Source organism: Streptomyces beijiangensis, assembly GCF_017315755.1.
GTDB classification, from domain to species: Bacteria; Actinomycetota; Actinomycetes; order Streptomycetales; family Streptomycetaceae; genus Streptomyces; species Streptomyces beijiangensis.
Genome location: NZ_JAFLRJ010001361.1, coordinates 1 through 257 on the forward strand (window position 1 = coordinate 1; position 257 = coordinate 257).

1 protein-coding gene is annotated in these 257 nt (G+C 72.8%); it reads right to left on the bottom strand.

Going from position 1 to position 257, the window contains the following annotated elements; genetic code table 11:
* The coding region (locus tag J0695_RS41830) for a WYL domain-containing protein (RefSeq protein ID WP_206970043.1) at nucleotides 1–257 on the bottom strand (257 nt) is incomplete at both ends.

Below are 257 nucleotides of genomic sequence, written 5' to 3' on the forward strand. Positions count from 1 at the left end.
CTCCGCCCGGAGTGTGCCGACGGAGGGCGAGATCCGTTCCGCGGCCTCCTCGACGGACACCAGCAGCCGTATCGCGGCCTGCGAGGCGTACACGCGCGTGGAAACGCCCCGGGACACATAGGCGGCCAGATCCTCGGCCGGGGGATCACGCGGGACGAAGCGCGGGCCGTGCGGGGGCCTCGGAGTGACGCGGTCCACCCGGAAGGTACGCCAGTCCTCGCGGCCCAGGTCCCAGGCAACCAGGTACCAGCGGCGTT